Origin of the sequence: Candidatus Nitrosotenuis cloacae (assembly GCF_000955905.1) — an archaeon.
Classification (GTDB): Archaea; Thermoproteota; Nitrososphaeria; order Nitrososphaerales; family Nitrosopumilaceae; genus Nitrosotenuis; species Nitrosotenuis cloacae.
On sequence record NZ_CP011097.1, the window covers coordinates 1,446,409 to 1,460,997 of the forward strand.

General features: G+C 37.9%; 22 protein-coding genes. 4 read left to right on the forward strand and 18 right to left on the reverse strand.

Annotated features, from left to right (window positions below):
* Positions 1 to 25: 25 nt before the first annotated feature.
* From SU86_RS08290 to SU86_RS08300, 3 genes are read right to left on the reverse strand one after another with little or no spacing between them, the layout of a single operon-like run.
* Positions 26 to 301 carry a DNA-binding protein gene (locus SU86_RS08290; protein ID WP_048188720.1) on the reverse strand — a complete coding sequence of 92 codons (276 nt, stop codon included), beginning with the start codon at positions 299 to 301 and terminating at the stop codon, positions 26 to 28.
* 9 nt (positions 302 to 310) lie between these two features.
* Entirely contained in the window at positions 311 to 763 is a 453-nt protein-coding gene (locus SU86_RS08295) for a 30S ribosomal protein S19e (RefSeq protein WP_048188721.1), read from the reverse strand.
* A 31-nt stretch (positions 764 to 794) separates the two neighbouring features.
* A complete protein-coding gene (locus SU86_RS08300; RefSeq protein WP_048188722.1) occupies positions 795 to 1,103 on the reverse strand; it encodes a ribonuclease P protein component 4 in 309 nt (102 codons plus the stop codon).
* Between the two features lie 82 nt (positions 1,104 to 1,185).
* Between SU86_RS08300 and SU86_RS08305 the strand changes: the two genes are divergently transcribed.
* A complete protein-coding gene (locus SU86_RS08305; protein ID WP_048188723.1) occupies positions 1,186 to 2,214 on the forward strand; it encodes an L-threonylcarbamoyladenylate synthase in 1,029 nt (342 codons plus the stop codon).
* On the opposite strand, the gene SU86_RS08310 is transcribed toward SU86_RS08305, so the two are convergent.
* The 11 genes from SU86_RS08310 to SU86_RS08365 all read right to left on the reverse strand — a co-directional run bounded on the left by SU86_RS08310 (position 2,204) and on the right by SU86_RS08365 (position 9,065).
* A complete protein-coding gene (locus SU86_RS08310; RefSeq protein ID WP_048188724.1) occupies positions 2,204 to 2,632 on the reverse strand; it encodes an AsnC family transcriptional regulator in 429 nt (142 codons plus the stop codon). The genes SU86_RS08305 and SU86_RS08310 overlap by 11 nt on opposite strands.
* A gap of 26 nt (positions 2,633 to 2,658) precedes the next feature.
* Positions 2,659 to 3,135: a Dps family protein gene (locus SU86_RS08315; protein WP_048188725.1), complete on the reverse strand. Its 477-nt coding sequence runs from the start codon at positions 3,133 to 3,135 to the stop codon at positions 2,659 to 2,661.
* A gap of 210 nt (positions 3,136 to 3,345) precedes the next feature.
* A complete protein-coding gene (locus tag SU86_RS08320) occupies positions 3,346 to 4,212 on the reverse strand; it encodes a cation diffusion facilitator family transporter (RefSeq protein ID WP_082096211.1) in 867 nt (288 codons plus the stop codon).
* Positions 4,205 to 4,687 (reverse strand): hypothetical protein, encoded by a 483-nt coding sequence (locus SU86_RS08325; protein ID WP_148550861.1) that lies wholly within the window; start codon positions 4,685 to 4,687, stop codon positions 4,205 to 4,207. Before SU86_RS08325 ends, SU86_RS08320 begins: the two co-directional genes overlap by 8 nt.
* Before the next feature lie 31 nt (positions 4,688 to 4,718).
* A complete protein-coding gene (locus SU86_RS08330) occupies positions 4,719 to 5,234 on the reverse strand; it encodes a winged helix-turn-helix transcriptional regulator (RefSeq protein ID WP_048188727.1) in 516 nt (171 codons plus the stop codon).
* 3 nt (positions 5,235 to 5,237) lie between these two features.
* The gene (locus SU86_RS08335; RefSeq protein ID WP_148550863.1) at positions 5,238 to 5,621 is read right to left on the reverse strand and encodes a hypothetical protein; all 384 of its coding nucleotides are present in this window, start codon (positions 5,619 to 5,621) and stop codon (positions 5,238 to 5,240) included.
* Between the two features lie 384 nt (positions 5,622 to 6,005).
* On the reverse strand, positions 6,006 to 6,287 hold the full coding sequence (locus tag SU86_RS08340; protein WP_048188729.1) for a hypothetical protein: 282 nt from the start codon (positions 6,285 to 6,287) through the stop codon (positions 6,006 to 6,008).
* A gap of 237 nt (positions 6,288 to 6,524) precedes the next feature.
* Positions 6,525 to 7,025 (reverse strand): hypothetical protein, encoded by a 501-nt coding sequence (locus tag SU86_RS08345; protein ID WP_048188730.1) that lies wholly within the window; start codon positions 7,023 to 7,025, stop codon positions 6,525 to 6,527.
* 179 nt (positions 7,026 to 7,204) lie between these two features.
* Positions 7,205 to 7,732 (reverse strand): hypothetical protein, encoded by a 528-nt coding sequence (locus SU86_RS08350; RefSeq protein WP_048188731.1) that lies wholly within the window; start codon positions 7,730 to 7,732, stop codon positions 7,205 to 7,207.
* 458 nt (positions 7,733 to 8,190) lie between these two features.
* Positions 8,191 to 8,493: a hypothetical protein gene (locus SU86_RS08360; RefSeq protein ID WP_048188733.1), complete on the reverse strand. Its 303-nt coding sequence runs from the start codon at positions 8,491 to 8,493 to the stop codon at positions 8,191 to 8,193.
* Entirely contained in the window at positions 8,490 to 9,065 is a 576-nt protein-coding gene (locus SU86_RS08365) for a winged helix-turn-helix transcriptional regulator (RefSeq protein WP_048188734.1), read from the reverse strand. The genes SU86_RS08360 and SU86_RS08365 overlap by 4 nt, the downstream gene beginning before the upstream one ends.
* Before the next feature lie 163 nt (positions 9,066 to 9,228).
* Here SU86_RS08365 and SU86_RS08370 point away from each other — a divergent pair, with 163 nt between their 5' ends.
* A complete protein-coding gene (locus SU86_RS08370) occupies positions 9,229 to 9,501 on the forward strand; it encodes a hypothetical protein (protein ID WP_048188735.1) in 273 nt (90 codons plus the stop codon).
* A 38-nt stretch (positions 9,502 to 9,539) separates the two neighbouring features.
* Here SU86_RS08370 and SU86_RS08375 read toward each other — a convergent pair whose 3' ends face one another.
* Positions 9,540 to 9,968: a universal stress protein gene (locus SU86_RS08375; protein WP_048188736.1), complete on the reverse strand. Its 429-nt coding sequence runs from the start codon at positions 9,966 to 9,968 to the stop codon at positions 9,540 to 9,542.
* Between the two features lie 200 nt (positions 9,969 to 10,168).
* On the opposite strand from SU86_RS08375, the gene SU86_RS08380 reads away from it, so the two are divergent.
* A complete protein-coding gene (locus SU86_RS08380) occupies positions 10,169 to 10,438 on the forward strand; it encodes a hypothetical protein (protein ID WP_048188737.1) in 270 nt (89 codons plus the stop codon).
* 59 nt (positions 10,439 to 10,497) lie between these two features.
* On the opposite strand, the gene SU86_RS08385 is transcribed toward SU86_RS08380, so the two are convergent.
* A complete protein-coding gene (locus SU86_RS08385) occupies positions 10,498 to 11,691 on the reverse strand; it encodes an MFS transporter (protein ID WP_048188738.1) in 1,194 nt (397 codons plus the stop codon).
* Positions 11,692 to 11,854: 163 nt separating this feature from the next.
* Here SU86_RS08385 and SU86_RS08390 point away from each other — a divergent pair, with 163 nt between their 5' ends.
* Positions 11,855 to 12,574, forward strand: coding sequence for a hypothetical protein (locus SU86_RS08390; RefSeq protein WP_148550865.1), 720 nt, complete (start codon positions 11,855 to 11,857; stop codon positions 12,572 to 12,574).
* A gap of 35 nt (positions 12,575 to 12,609) precedes the next feature.
* Here the strand turns inward: SU86_RS08390 and SU86_RS08395 are convergent, their stop codons facing one another.
* The gene (locus SU86_RS08395) at positions 12,610 to 13,515 is read right to left on the reverse strand and encodes a DMT family transporter (RefSeq protein ID WP_048188740.1); all 906 of its coding nucleotides are present in this window, start codon (positions 13,513 to 13,515) and stop codon (positions 12,610 to 12,612) included.
* A 104-nt stretch (positions 13,516 to 13,619) separates the two neighbouring features.
* The gene (locus tag SU86_RS08400; protein WP_052755652.1) at positions 13,620 to 14,540 is read right to left on the reverse strand and encodes a hypothetical protein; all 921 of its coding nucleotides are present in this window, start codon (positions 14,538 to 14,540) and stop codon (positions 13,620 to 13,622) included.
* Positions 14,541 to 14,589: the final 49 nt, after the last annotated feature.

The following is a 14,589-nucleotide window of genomic DNA, read 5'->3' on the forward strand; positions in this document are numbered from 1 at the left end:
AACCCCTAATTATATTTTGTTTGGGCTATCGTCGCTCTATTTTGAAATCACGTTTTGGCTGCTGGACAGAGAGCAGTATTTGCTTTAGCTGATCGTCAGTTATTTGCGATCGGAGCTTGCCCTGCGATGCCATGCCAATCAAATAATTCTCGACAACCCCTGCCAGCTCTGGCTTTACCATTCTAACATTGTTTAGTCTCAGTCTTGCCTCTGGGGATAATAGTTGCTTTAGAATCATGTCTTTTTGCGCCAGAATCTCTTCGTCGCTTGGTCGATTTGGATCGCCTTGATCGTAGCTCAAAGGATATCACTAGGAATAGATTTTGAGTAGTGGGTTTTGCACTGCAAGCTCATCCAGTATGTCAGATGCTAGTCGGTCTAGTTTCTTCATTCCGGCATGAGTAACCACTCTGCCTTTTCCTTGCACCTTTTCGACATAGCCTAGCTTTTCAAGCTCCTGAATTGCGTTTCTAATGATTGCGCCGCCTGCATCCCTGTGGTGTGAGAATGCATATCCGACTGCCTTGGATCCGCCATAATCGATTCTAAGGTCGTTTACGCCGATTGGGCCGTGCAGGTATATCTTTCTAAATATGGATGCGCATCTTGTGTACCACCATTCCTTTTCTTGTGGAGGTCGTACTGCATGCGAGCCTGTTTTTACGTATGAGGCCCAGTCTGGTTTTCCGATATTTTCTGACTTGAGCAGTGATGCTAGTCTTGATATCAGAACATCTGCTGGTACATCATAGGCTTTTGCCATGTGAAAGTCAACCTTTCAAATCGTCTTATATTCATTTAGGTTGTACGATGACTTTGCGATACGTATGATTGCAAAACCGGCACGTTATCCTAATTGATTTTAGAGTCGATCTGCCGACTCGGATTCTAGCATTTACACCAGGCGGAATGAATGACTTGCACTTTTTGCAGAACTGCATCCTAATGTCATATGGCAGTCGGACCCGGTACTTGGTACTGATTCTTTTTGCAAGGCTTGCCTGTTTTTGGGCAAGCTCGGGATCAGACAGAATGTTTGATTGGGCCTCTTTTAGTATGATTTGGATTCTCTCCAGCGCTATTTGTTTTGGGCTTGGCTTCACTGGTTTTTGATCATAACAATGTGTCTAAAAAATCGATCATATCTTAATATGACTGGGCCAAGCTTTTTTTAAAATCAGGCAAATGCAAACAAAAATTCTCAGAGTAAATCCAAGAAATCCATCGATTTCTCAGATAAGGCAGGCAGCCAAGAAAATAAGATCAGGCAATGTGGTTGCATTTCCAACCGAAACAGTATATGGTTTGGGCGCAAACGCACTGGACTCTAAATCGGTGAGAAAAATATTTGCAGCCAAAGGCAGGCCATCAGACAATCCACTCATAGTTCACATATTCGATATAGCAGAGATTGGAATTTTGGCAGACAACATACCAAACATGGCATATGATCTGATGGAGAGATTCTGGCCTGGACCATTAACTCTGGTATTGAAAAAATCAAAAATCGTTCCAAAAATAGTCACCGGTGGACTGGATACAGTCGCAATCAGGATGCCAAAAAACAAGATTGCTCAGGCAATAATAAGAGAGGCTAGCGTACCAGTTGCAGCCCCTTCTGCAAATGTTGCCGGCAGGCCCAGTCCCACCATGGCAAAACATGTCAGAGAGGATCTTGCCGGAAAAATAAGTCTGATCATTGATGGTGGTCCAACCAAGATAGGAATCGAATCCACTGTGGTGGATTTGTCCAAAAAAACTCCAATGTTGCTAAGGCCTGGCAGTGTTACTCTAGAACAACTACAAGAAATAGTCGGAGCAGTAAAGATTCATCCAATCATATTTGGCAAAAAGACAAATACTATTCATCGCTCACCTGGAATGAAATACAGGCATTATTCCCCAAGCGCTAAAATAATTCTAGTAGAAGGCACAAAGGCAAAACAGAAAATCTCACAGTTATTGCACCAATACAAAAGCCAGGGAATGCGAGTAGGCATACTAAGCATGGAGAAAAGCCACACAAAATCAGACCTGACCAGATTCATTGGCTCAAATCCCGATACGATTGCAGCAAATCTCTTCAAGTCATTTAGGGAATTTGATGAAAAGAAAATTGACATCATACTGGCACAGGGAATCAGCCAAAAGGGACTAGGCCTTGGAATAATGAACCGCTTGGGAAAAGCAGCCTACAAAAAAATCAGGGCTTGAGCTTTTGATTTAGGGACTCGATTCGCCCCTTGTACTTTTCTTTGTATATTGCCCTACATGTGGTGCAACAAAAGAATCGCTCAAAATTTGCTATCTTTAGCGGGTGAGGCTTGTCAGGAATTGGTCCCTGACACAGATCGCATGACATCTTTAGTATCATGGTTTTTGTTAGCTTGGCCTGGCTGGGTTTTGTTTTGATGCTGCCAAGGCGTTTTTCTGCCTTTTCCTCTAATAGTCCGGTATCAATTATTGGCGAGACCGATTTTATCAAACCCACATTGACTAGTCTTTCGTATCGAGCTTGGACGGTTGGCGTGCTAATTTTGATTTCGCGAGATATCTGTCTGAATGATTTTCGTCCATCCTTCATTAATGATTGAATGATTGCAATATCGATATCATCCAGCTGAAATGGCATTATACAAAAAATGAAAATGTAGGATATTAGCTTTCTATGGTTGCGCGCAACATCCAAGCAGTCTTTTCATGCTTTTCCATTAGCTGTGTTAGAAAGTCTTCAGTCCCATCATCATCCACATCATCGCATATCTCGATTGCCTTGCGTAGGCTGCGAATCACTGTTTCATGATCGGCCAAAAGATTTGCAATCATAGCTTTGGCAGATGGATATTTTCCCGGATGCTCCTTTAGTGTTGCTGCTTTGACAAATTCTGCAAGCGTTGCTGGGGTTTTTCCGCCCAATGCTCGGATTCGCTCCGCTACATCATCAATGTCTTCATCTATTGCAGAATATTGTTCTTCGAATAGCTTGTGGTATTGTGCAAAGTCTTCTCCGGTTACATTCCAGTGATAGTTTCGAGTCTTTGTGTACAGAATGTACTGGTCTGCTATAACACCAGACAGAACTGAGATGACTTTGGTGCGTGACTTTGGAGACAGTCCAATGTTTACTTTGTCCATTGATTATGATTGGCGGTTACAGTATACAATGTTTACTAGAATTTTCACAGTTAAGATAATTCAATTCGTAAACTAAGAGAAAAGTTAAGTGTCTCAATTAACGAGAATCTCATAAAATGGCTAGATTCTCAGATCAAAACAAAATGACTTGCACCAGATCGCACAGAATTGAATTTGCATTAACGTAAATAAAAGAAGAATCTTATGTAGTTACTTCCTGTCTGGATTTATCAAATCATGTTCTATCTGAATAGTGCAATGATTGATGCCAAACTTTTCTTTCATAATTTCGTTGATTTTTCGTAAAAGATTGTTGGTTTGTGAAATAAACTCGGATCGTATCTTTACATGAGCTGACATTGCAAATACATTTGACGTCAGAGTCCAGATGTGTAGATCGTGAACTTCGGAAACCTCTTTTAATCGCTCAATTTCATCTGAGACGGATTCTATTCTGATCTCCTTTGGAGTTCCTTCCATGAATATATGCACACATTCTTTGCAAAGCATTATTCCAGATCTTATTATCAACATACCAATTCCAACGCTTACGATTGGATCAATTATTGGATAATTAGTAATGCTGATGATTATTCCACCAATAATCACACCAACAGATGATAGCATATCGCCAATTACATGAGTGTATGAGCCTTTGATGTTAAGATTTGAATGGCTTTCTTTTTTGAGCAGAATCATCATTACTAGATTTGCTGCAAATCCAGCAATAGCAAAGCCAAGCAATGTGTCTGTTTGTATTGCCTGTGGATCCAGAAATCTTTTGTACGATTCATAGAAAATAAAGCCAGAAACAAGAATCAACGTAATTCCATTTATCAGCGCAGCTACAATTTCTGCCCGATGAAAACCAAAGGAAAGCTTGACTGAGTGTGGTTTTTTAGCAATTCTAAACGCAATTAATGATATCCCTATAGCAGAAAAATCAAGCATTACGTGAAATGAATCAGAGATTAATGCAAGACTGTTACTTAGAATTCCACCAATAATCTCTAGCACAAAAATCGATATTGAGATTACAAAGACAAGCCAAAGTCTATGCTCTATATGATTATGCAATCCGTCTGCCTCTCACAAAAGAAAGGACAGGAATCAGAGAAAAAACTGCAGCAAATATTATCATAGATGCTGGAAATTCAGGAGTAACCGAGATCGGAATTTCCACGTATTCAGAGCTTTTGTCGATGTTTTCTATTCGTAGTGTGGTTTGGCCTACGTTTGACTCTGAAAATCTAAAATTAACAAAGCTTCCTCCAGCCTGTGCAATACCTGACTGTCGAAATTTCTCATTAAAGATTTGTTTTCCATCTTTTGTTAATTCCATCATAAATGTGACGTGTTCTATTACCGCATCTGTTTTTCCATCGGTCAGCTTTACTGTAAGATAGCTTTCATTGTTTGTAGGATCAAAAACCGATGGCTGCACGCCCACAAACAATGTTGCGTTTCTATTTCCTATTGATACCGGTAAGTTCTCTCCACCTATTCCGTGACCAAATGCAGAATTTGCCAGTAAGGGAAGAAAAACTAACACTAATACTACAACCAGTATTATTTTCAATTTATTAAAAATATGAAAATGAATCTGCGAATCTGTCCTTGACTGTGTCAAACGTATTCATCTTTATCTGCTCCAATGCCTTAACTGCGGATTCTCTATCAACAATACAGTATTTTTTTACCACACCTAGTTCAACTATCACAAGGTTGGCCTTGAGAAGATTTGATAGGGCAATGGACAAAGTAGATGGGCTTTTTTTGATGTGCTCTAGTATTTCTGCAAATGTTGCATCACCATCCAAAAGAAAGAAGAGAATTTTCTTGCTTGTCTCTTTTCGTAAATGGATAAAAAGAAAATCTTTTGACTCATCAAACGTGGATGCAAAATACCAGTCTTGATTTTTTATCTTCTTTGACCTAATGAGTCCCATCTTTTCCATCATCATTAGATAATGGCTTACAACTCCATTTTTGAGTCCAGAATCGTTCATTAGATCTGTAAATCTAGATGCTGGTTTTTTTTCCAGTATTGTAAGAAGTTGGTTTGCCCTCGGATTGTACTTGTAGTTTGGATATCTCATGGTTTAATCCGACCTGAATATTCCAATGACAAAAAACATCAACATCAGTAGTATTAGTGTATGGGATATCAGACCATCGAGGCCGACGCTAGACGGTATAAATGGAAAAATTAGATTCAGAAAGGAAAATGTCTCTGCGGCAGTCACTGCATAAAATGCACACATCATCAAAAACAGTCTTGTTGTCTTGAAGGATTTGTAGGTAAACAGGCCAACTACCGAAAGAAATGTTCCAAGCGATATGCTTATGATGTGAATTGCGGCGTGAAGTCCATGGCCTAATAGAATGTGAGGAATTGCAAAGGGTAGGGTTGCACCACAAATACTGATTGACAGGATCACAAGCAGCTTTGATTTGGAGCGAGTTGTGGAGAACGTCCTTTGCAATTTGTGATCTTTGGCCTTTTTCACATAATTAAACAAGTTGGTAAAATTGTAAAACTAATAAAAATTACAATTAGGGTGAGCCAGCCATATATCAGACAAGTCTTTTGGGTAATTTTGGTAGCGCCTGCGTTGATCATAGACATAATTTAGACGGCAAAAAGAAGCACTAGATTAGGTTCTCTAATTTTGACCTAAGTTTTTGTTTGTAAAGCGAGTTTCGCGGTACCTTTCTAAGCTTTTTACCACAACATGGACAATACGTTCCATCCCAGTTTACAAACAGTTCACATACTTGGCATCTTTTTTGCCCCGCCGCATACCTGCCAATACCTTTTGGTTTTATAGCTCGATAACTCTTGCAAATCTCTTTGCAGCTCATTTTGTCTATTTCACAATCTCTGCTGTCGACAATGCTTTTTGATATGTGACTTTTGCTTTAGTTCCGATCTCTAGATCACAGTTTTCAATTTTTTTCGAAGACATTATAGAATCGCTTGTCTCTATGACGCACGAATTGTCTATTTTCCCATTAATTGTGACTTCTTCTGTTATCTGTTCTCGTACTAGTGGGGCATCTTTGAACATGGAAAATGCAATAAATGCAATTACTGCTGCTCCTGCAATGACAAATAGAACTGCCAGATTTCTTTTTCCTTCAAAAGACAATATTGAACAGCAAGACGAACTGTTATTATGTCTTATAGATAACTGGTAAAATCATAAAACAATAGATAACTAAATTACAGAAATATTTTGAATGTATTTTGAATTACTGTGGGACCAGCGTATGAGGTCAGGATTGTAAATTGTAAGTTCTGTAGCATGAATTGTTGAAAGAGTGTAATGGAATGTATTCGCAATCAGAATAAAAAAATGGAAAAGAACATAGACATGAAAAAAGGTCTAATGCCCTGATTCTTCTTCCATAGGCATTATTTCATTTATGCCAATGGTGACTGTCGAAGTTGGCGGAAATCTAACTGGTTTATCAGTTGGATTTGACAGTGCGACATCAGTTACAATCATCTCATCAGAATTCAAGTCGACATGATACAGGCAGGATAATCCCGGCTTTGAGAGCTCTTTTATGTACTCCATTTCTGCTGCCTTGAGGTCTGGAGCCTTGCCTATCAATACCTCAAGCGGGGTTTTTGCATTTTTGTCACAGGGGAGCTTTGCCGCCACATGACCGTTCATGATCATGTATGGGGTAGTATCATAGAAGTGAATGTATTCTTTTGCCGGAATTGATTTTCCTCCAAGAATTTCTGTGACCGTGTCTCTTACTATGAAAGTGTCTGCTGTATGTTCTTCGTCACTTTGTGCATTGGCAGATGTCATGATAATACCTCCAGCAAATACTGCTGAGATTGCCATTATCATTAACTGATTTTTTGTTTTCATTATAAACAGAAATGATTTTTTTTAATTAACATTTTTGGTAGAAAAATCAAACGATTTTGATCATTTTACCAGTTTTTAAAATTAGTTGTCATAATGAATTTTTTGATCATCGCAACAAAAAACTAATCTTATGAGTTGACAGTGTTTTACAAAATCATTTCTCACGTATTGTATTCAAATCATCTTACACTTGAGACTATTTTTTCGGGATGGAATGTTATTTCGTATTCTTTTTTATCGATTTCACCATAGAGATGCACTATTGGGTACCCTTCCTTTTGTGGATAATATTCTCCATAGTATGTGCCTGGTTTTTTCTTATCTTCCGCGAGGTTTAGAAATGTTTTCTGTCCGTTTAATGTGATGTCTACTTCTAGTGTGTCTGCTAGTCCTGTAACCCCTATGGGTTTTATTTTTGCGTTCATGCTTTGAGTCGATTTTTTATATTTTTTAGTACCCTGTTTTGTCGCATCGGCATCAAGAGTAGATTTTTTAACATTGCCTTCTTTTGTCATTTTTTTATCAGTACCAGATGCCTTTGACACCATAACCACTACATTGTTTGATTTTCCTGCAATAGGTGGCTCTTTGTCCCATCCTACTTCGAATTTGTAATTATCAATTACTTGGCTTTTATGCGCATATGCATTACCTAACAAGCCTACAGACAAAACTACTGCCACCAATATTCCCAGTTTCTTATTCATGAAGAAAGATTCTCAAGTTTTGTTAAAATATTTCTGGTAGATATGCCAAACTACTTTATCGATCTTACCAGTTAAAATCAAGTGCACATTTAAACTGGATTAATCATTAATTCTTTTCTTTGTAGAAAAGAATCCCCTACATTCTAAGCTACTGCATGTCCGGTCATTGTCTGAAATATTTCAACTTGCCAGAAACAATCGCTATGCACTTGTTCAAGTGTTCGCGTTCCACACTTGACACAAATGTTTTGAATTGTTCCTCTGCATTGTGCACAGATTGCACATCTTACAAATGATCCGCCGCAATTTCTGCATGATTCGTCTGGCATGAAGCAATAGATGTTACCAAAGTATATTATAATTGAGAGACAATTATCTAACTATTTCAAAAAAATATTCATAGCATAGTCATTAAAAAAATCAGGTATTTAGCTAACTGTATTATTTGTAAGAATGAATTACCTTCTTTTCACTATTGCAATGAAAAACAGAATTAGAATTCCAAGAGTTATTGCAGAGCCCACAAAATCAATGTCTATTCCGCCAAGAAAATCCGTTGACTCTTCAGCATATTCTAGGAACAGACTGACTGCAAACAAGCCAAAAGCGCCTGCAGCATAGAGGATTTTTTTCAATCCAGTATTTTTAAAAGCAATCAAGGAAAGAGAAAGTAGTAACAATGAGAAGACCATTATTGCCAAATCTATTATTCCTGAAATCTCAATATTGCCAATTTGAAGCAAGATATTTTGCAGAATCATTGACTTTTGTCTCCACTAAAAGACAGGAACATTTCTGCTAACCTGCCACTCCATTTGTCCCATATTGACGTATGATAACGCTTCATTAATGAAATTATGTGATTTGGATTGCCAGAAAACACATATCTTTTGAATTTACCATCACGCTCTTCTCTTAGAAGACCTAGCTGGATTAGGTTGTTAATGTGCCAATTTACAGATGGTGCTGATATCTGAATTGCATCTACGATCTCTGTTTGTGTTGGGTTTTTACATTCTATAATGAACATCAAGATATCCCGTTCCGTTTCCTTGTTGAGTATTTTTAGAATGTTTTTTTCATTGTCTTGGAATAGTCCTATTGGAAAGTAGTGCCTGTGAAGTGTATGCTTATCCGACGTAATTTTACCATTTTTTTCAAGCAGATTCAAGTGATATTGTAGTGTTCCCATGGATATTTTCAATTCCCTTTTGATCTGTCTGAGATGGCATCCAGGGTTTTGTTCGATAAATTGAAGAATTTTATCAGTATTGTTTTGATCATCCACATTCATCATCATCTTTTTTGTATCTAATAAAACAAACGAAGACATCCAATGCATGAATTGTTTTAGTAGAACATTTAATCGTTGTAATACACTCAGCTAATTGATCACATTTGTGAGAAAATCTTGATCCTCAAATATTTGAAAATAACAAAAATGATTAGACGTTTGTCTCACATTTGTTTTATAGTTTTGATGGTAAATAATACCAATGACCCAACTGAAAACAATTGGAATCCTATGTGCCTTTGTGCTGACAATTGCAATGGTTAGCTCTCCCCTAGCTTACCACGCTTTTGCACAACCATCAGCTCACAAGACAACAAACGAAAATGTAAAACTGCAAATCAATGCCGAAAAAAAATCATCTGAGCCAGTTTTCGTATCTCATAAAAAATCCAAAGAGCTGTCAGGCATTAAAGACGCTAAAGACAATACAAAATTACAACATAAAAAGAAACATAAAAAATCAAAAAATTACTAGAATTCCAATTGTTTTCCTTAATTTTGAAAAATAATAGGTTAACTTCTAACTATTAATACAGAACAATTACAATTTTTAATTACATTTTCTGAAACGCTGCCCAACAGTTTGGATTTTATTTTGCCCAAACCTCTTGTTCCAATTACTACAAGACTTGCGCCAAGTTCCTTTGCAAATTCACAGATTTTACTTGCTGGATCTCCTTGCATAATTCGAAATTCTATTTTTTTGTCGTTTTTTGCGGTGTTTTTGATTAGGTTTTGTAGATATTTTTCTAATCCTTTTTCTTCACCCATAATGGAATTATAGTTTAATTCTCCTACTGATGCGATAAATTTTGCAATATCTATTACACTTAGAATTATAATTGATGAGTCAGTATTGCGTGCAACATCTAATGCTGACTTGACTACTGATTTGTCCATATCAGACCGATCTACTGCAACAAGTATTTTCTTTTGTGACAATGATATCAATGAATGGCCTGAATTTATTATTGTAGCTAGTACACTCAGCTAATTGTTGTTTTAGATTAAGTGCATTTTTTGATATAAATTACAACTTGGTTAGCTGAGTGTCTCTCAAATGTAATATGCAATTTTACCATAAATTATTTTGGAGGTGACAGGAAATAACAACAAAGAAAACCAGATATGCTTTACTTTCCTTGACAGTAATCACAGTTTTACTAGCAGGAGTACTAGCCCAGACATCCAATTTATTTGCTAACGCCATACCACAACAAGTCCCAATTGGAATTGACGAATCTGATGGAGACGGTGAAACAGACGACGATAACGTAACTGCCGAGGGCCAAAATGGAGATGGCGATGGAGAATTCGATGATGACAATGTGGAAGCCAGTGATGGAGACGGTGAAACAGACGACGATAACGTAGAGGAAAGTGATGGAGACGGTGAAACAGACGACGATTAGATAAGATCATTGTATCTTACCCCCCAATCTTTTATTTTTTATTCTAAAAATTTAGTTTTTTACAAAACAATCGGCTTGAATTTTTTTATAAATAAAATCAGCCCACAAATGGCCATCATAGTGATCGCACCACTATACCACAGAGCGACATCAAGATTAAATGAATCCCATAAAAACCCAAAAATCACATTTCCGGCAAAGAATGCTATTCCTGAAACCAGATTGTAAATTCCGAACGCGGTTCCCCTTAGATTGGGGTCTACAAATCTTGGAATTATTGCACGTTGAACGGTTTCTGAAATTCCAAGATACAACCCAAAGACTGCCGCAACTACATATGCTGTACTAGTATCATATGCAATACTCATCAAAAACAAAGAAATTCCAAAAATTCCATAAGAAATCAAAATGATAAATTCTTTTCGGATTCTATCAGATAATGCACCGATTGGAAGTCCGATTGCAGCATGGGCCACATTTATTGCCAGATACACCAAAGGAACATAGTTTTTTTCCACACCGAGCTCGGACGAGCGCAGCAAAACAAATGAAAAATTGAATGCTCCAGCACCAAATATCCCACTTATTACAAGAAAGAATACAAAGGGTCGGTTATTTTTGAGTGCCTTGCCAAATAAGGAAAAAATCTTTACAGGGTTGCCTATTTTGCTGGATGTATTTTCTTTTACTAAAAATATCAATATTAAAACTGCAATAGCACTTGGAACTAACGAGAAGAGAAAGATCGTTCGAATGTCGACTATTTGTAATAAGAGAAATGCCGCTAGTGGCCCAGCTATTGCTCCAAGCTGATCTAGTGTTCGATGTAAACCAAATGCTTTTCCATGTTTAGCGTCTGGTACTGATTCAGAAATTAATGCATCGCGTGGAGCGGTTCGTATTCCCTTTCCAACCCTGTCGGCATTTCTTATCAAAAATGTATCAAACCAGTTATTTGCAAATGAGAAAAACGGCTTGCTTATTGTAGACAATCCATAACCAAGAATTACAAGTGGTTTTCTTTTGCCAATTTTATCGGATATGGTACCCGATATCATTCTAAATGCATAACTGGAAAGCTCAGATGAGCCATCAAGTAGGCCTAGAAATGTTCTAGACAGGCCTAGTGTGCTTGTGACAAAATATGGCAAAATGCCAAACACCATTTCAGATGAGAAATCTGTGAAAAAGCTAACTAGGCCTAATGTCCTGATGTTTTTCATTCCAAATTTATCATCAGTATGATTATTCACAGTTACTTAGAGGGATGAGAGAAGATAATTCTTTCAAACATACTCAGAGCGAAAAAGATTTTGTGTACCATAAAACGGGGTACAAAACGTCATAAATTAAAATTCTATCGAGTGGACAACTCTTTCGAATATTTTAAATGAATCAAAGAAGAAATTTGAATAATTGCAAACAACCCAAAAATCGATTAATTATCAATTGATTGCTATACTTATTATCGTAGGTATGCTTGTGGCAGGAATTTGGATCTTTGGTTTTGATGATGAGATATTTGGAACAAAAACAGTCAATCAGAACTCCATTCCACAGCCAACACAACAAAAACAGATAGTATCAGATGATGTAATGATTGAAACCAAGCCCAGCGAAACTCCGCAAACAAAACCAGATGCTGAGATGACAGAGAAGCCAAACGATCCTGAACAAAAACTCACAATCAAACACACTACAAACAAAGGCTCTAATCTGATGAAATCACTGGAAAATTCCGAGTTTGAGCTTGATGTTCATGGAACTGCTTACGAAGGATCACGTTCGCTTTCGAAGGCTGCAGAAATCACTTTAAAGATGATTCCAGTCAAAGATACAAATTTGGAAAAATTTGACGTTTCGGATGGAAAGCTGATTATTGGCATTACTGGGATTTCTTTTGACAAAGGAACTGCAGAAATCAAAGGAACAACAATATCAATCAGTGTGACAAATGATGATTCGCTTGATCCATTCTTCACAATTATTGGAACCTTGGATGAGCCAGTCCGTGCAGACAAAGATACTAAACAGAAAGTTACATTTGCAGACCAACTGATCTATTTTGGAAAAAAAGATGAGGCCACGCCGCACCATTTTGATGCAGATGGGGAGCTAAAGCACACCTCTGTTTGACTACATCATAATAATAATCATATAAAAAATCAAAATCAAACGGGATTAATCATGGATTCTTTCCTATTCATAAGATAAATCCCAAGAATCATAATCCCAGCAGCCATGATTTGATACCAGCTGATTTGCTCTTGTAAAAAGACAGATGCGGCAGCCAGCCCAAAAACAGACGACAGTGAAAATATCAAAGCAGTCCTTACTGTATTGATTCGCTTTAGGCTCTGCATGAAAAAGTACAATGAGGCCGCAAATCCTACTATTCCAAGCACAAGAATTGGCGGAATTTGGGACAGCTGCACGTTTAGTGGCACACCAAAGCCAAACACTGCAATACCAAATAGGATCATACCACCCATTGCAGACTTGATTTGTGCTATTTTTGCGACGTTGATTTTCTGTGCAAGTATTCGACTCAGGTTGTTATCTATTCCCCAGAACAGCATTGAGAGAATCAACAGCCAGTCGGGATAGTGTATTTGCTGTAAGGTAAAGTCTGAGAAATTCAGATCAGTTGTGACTATGATCATCCCTGCCAAAATCAGTGCTGCTGAGATGTAACCAATTTTTCCCAACCTTTCTTTGAAAAATAAAATTGCTAGTAAAACCGAGAAGAACACTTCCCCATTTGCGATTAGTGCGGCATCTGAAGCAGAGGCGTGCATTAATCCAACAAAAAACAGACTAGGTGCAATTACAGCACCACACAAAGATATTGCAAGTATCAAAAGATAATTTTTCTTAGTTCGAGGAAACGATTGTTTTTGCGCTAGCGGTGTTAGTGTTGCAGCTGCAATCAAGTAAATCATAGAAGACAGCAATAGCGGATTCACAGTAGACACGAGAGGTTTTGCCAGTGTCGATACGGAGCCAAACATTATTGCTGCTAAAACTGCAAAAATGTAGCCTAGGCGTTCATTTCCATATTTTTGGGCTAAACCCATGTCTTTGGATTGAGGCTTTGTTTATTTTAAGTCAAAGTAGGATTTGGATTGCCCTGCCTATGACTGGGTGTAAAACCTCACAAAAGATATCTCAAATAAAAAAATTAAGAGGACAGACTGCCTGTTCCTTCCAAGAACCATTGGCCTGCAATCTTGCTCTGCGGGCTGCCTATTTGCAAGTCTATTGGCTGTGTGTCTGCCATTTGAAATGATTGTGCTGAATCAAGATTCATTCGTATTGTGGTGATATCACCATTGTCATCCATTACTTCCGCTACAAGAAGAATGAAACTTCCTTGATCTGACGAGTTATCTGTAACTCTGGCTTTGCCAAAGACAATATCATAAGTTGTTTGTCCAATATCGACTTGGCCACCAGTTACTCGAAGTTTGCTATAGCCGTCTTTAGTTACTAGAGTTTCAACAAAGATATCGGCAGACACAGGTGCAGAAACTCCCTGATCTTGTATGGATGTTGCAGTTCCATCAAAGGACATTGTATAAGATTTTGTTGTCTGGTCTGTGTTTTCTAGATTGCCAAAGTACTTGCCATTCTGAACCTTTTCAAGAAGAGATTGAATTCTCTGCTCTAGTTGTTCGATTTTCTGTTCTAGTTTTGATATTATCTGCTCTGTTTTTGCTTCAGATTTTTGTCTGTCTTGGCCATTGTTGTCTGTGTCAGATTCGTCATCTTTGTTATCTTCCGTGCCTTCTTCGTCTTCGGTCTCATCCTCTGATTCGTCTTCGGTCTCATCCTCTGATTCGTCTTCGGTCTCATCCTCTGATTCGTCTTCGGTCTCATCCTCTGATTCGTCTTCGGTCTCATCCTCTGATTCGTTTCCTTGTTCATTATCAAGAATTTCAGAATCCTGTTCATCGTCGTCAGATTCAGCAAAAGCATTTACTCCTAGGACATTGAGATTGTCATTAGTCTTGTCTTGGTAGTTCAAGGCGTGTTGTGATAATGGATTGCCCATCAAGCCAAAAACAAGAATGGCTAGGATGTAAAAACTAGCGTTTTTCATTAAGGACGCCATCGACATATATGATTTAACATTTACGCAGAAATTCACT

What these genes read in the sequence shown, in the direction of transcription:
- SU86_RS08295 (WP_048188721.1), bottom strand. Translation starts at nt 763, where the DNA reads ATGGCAAAAGCCTATGATGTACCAGCAGATGTTCTGATATCAAGACTA.
- SU86_RS08305 (WP_048188723.1), top strand. Translation starts at nt 1,186, where the DNA reads ATGCAAACAAAAATTCTCAGAGTAAATCCAAGAAATCCATCGATTTCT.
- SU86_RS08310 (WP_048188724.1), bottom strand. Translation starts at nt 2,632, where the DNA reads ATGCCATTTCAGCTGGATGATATCGATATTGCAATCATTCAATCATTA.
- SU86_RS08315 (WP_048188725.1), bottom strand. Translation starts at nt 3,135, where the DNA reads ATGGACAAAGTAAACATTGGACTGTCTCCAAAGTCACGCACCAAAGTC.
- SU86_RS08330 (WP_048188727.1), bottom strand. Translation starts at nt 5,234, where the DNA reads ATGAGATATCCAAACTACAAGTACAATCCGAGGGCAAACCAACTTCTT.
- SU86_RS08345 (WP_048188730.1), bottom strand. Translation starts at nt 7,025, where the DNA reads ATGAAAACAAAAAATCAGTTAATGATAATGGCAATCTCAGCAGTATTT.
- SU86_RS08350 (WP_048188731.1), bottom strand. Translation starts at nt 7,732, where the DNA reads ATGAATAAGAAACTGGGAATATTGGTGGCAGTAGTTTTGTCTGTAGGC.
- SU86_RS08360 (WP_048188733.1), bottom strand. Translation starts at nt 8,493, where the DNA reads ATGATTCTGCAAAATATCTTGCTTCAAATTGGCAATATTGAGATTTCA.
- SU86_RS08365 (WP_048188734.1), bottom strand. Translation starts at nt 9,065, where the DNA reads ATGTCTTCGTTTGTTTTATTAGATACAAAAAAGATGATGATGAATGTG.
- SU86_RS08370 (WP_048188735.1), top strand. Translation starts at nt 9,229, where the DNA reads ATGACCCAACTGAAAACAATTGGAATCCTATGTGCCTTTGTGCTGACA.
- SU86_RS08395 (WP_048188740.1), bottom strand. Translation starts at nt 13,515, where the DNA reads ATGGGTTTAGCCCAAAAATATGGAAATGAACGCCTAGGCTACATTTTT.
- SU86_RS08400 (WP_052755652.1), bottom strand. Translation starts at nt 14,540, where the DNA reads ATGAAAAACGCTAGTTTTTACATCCTAGCCATTCTTGTTTTTGGCTTG.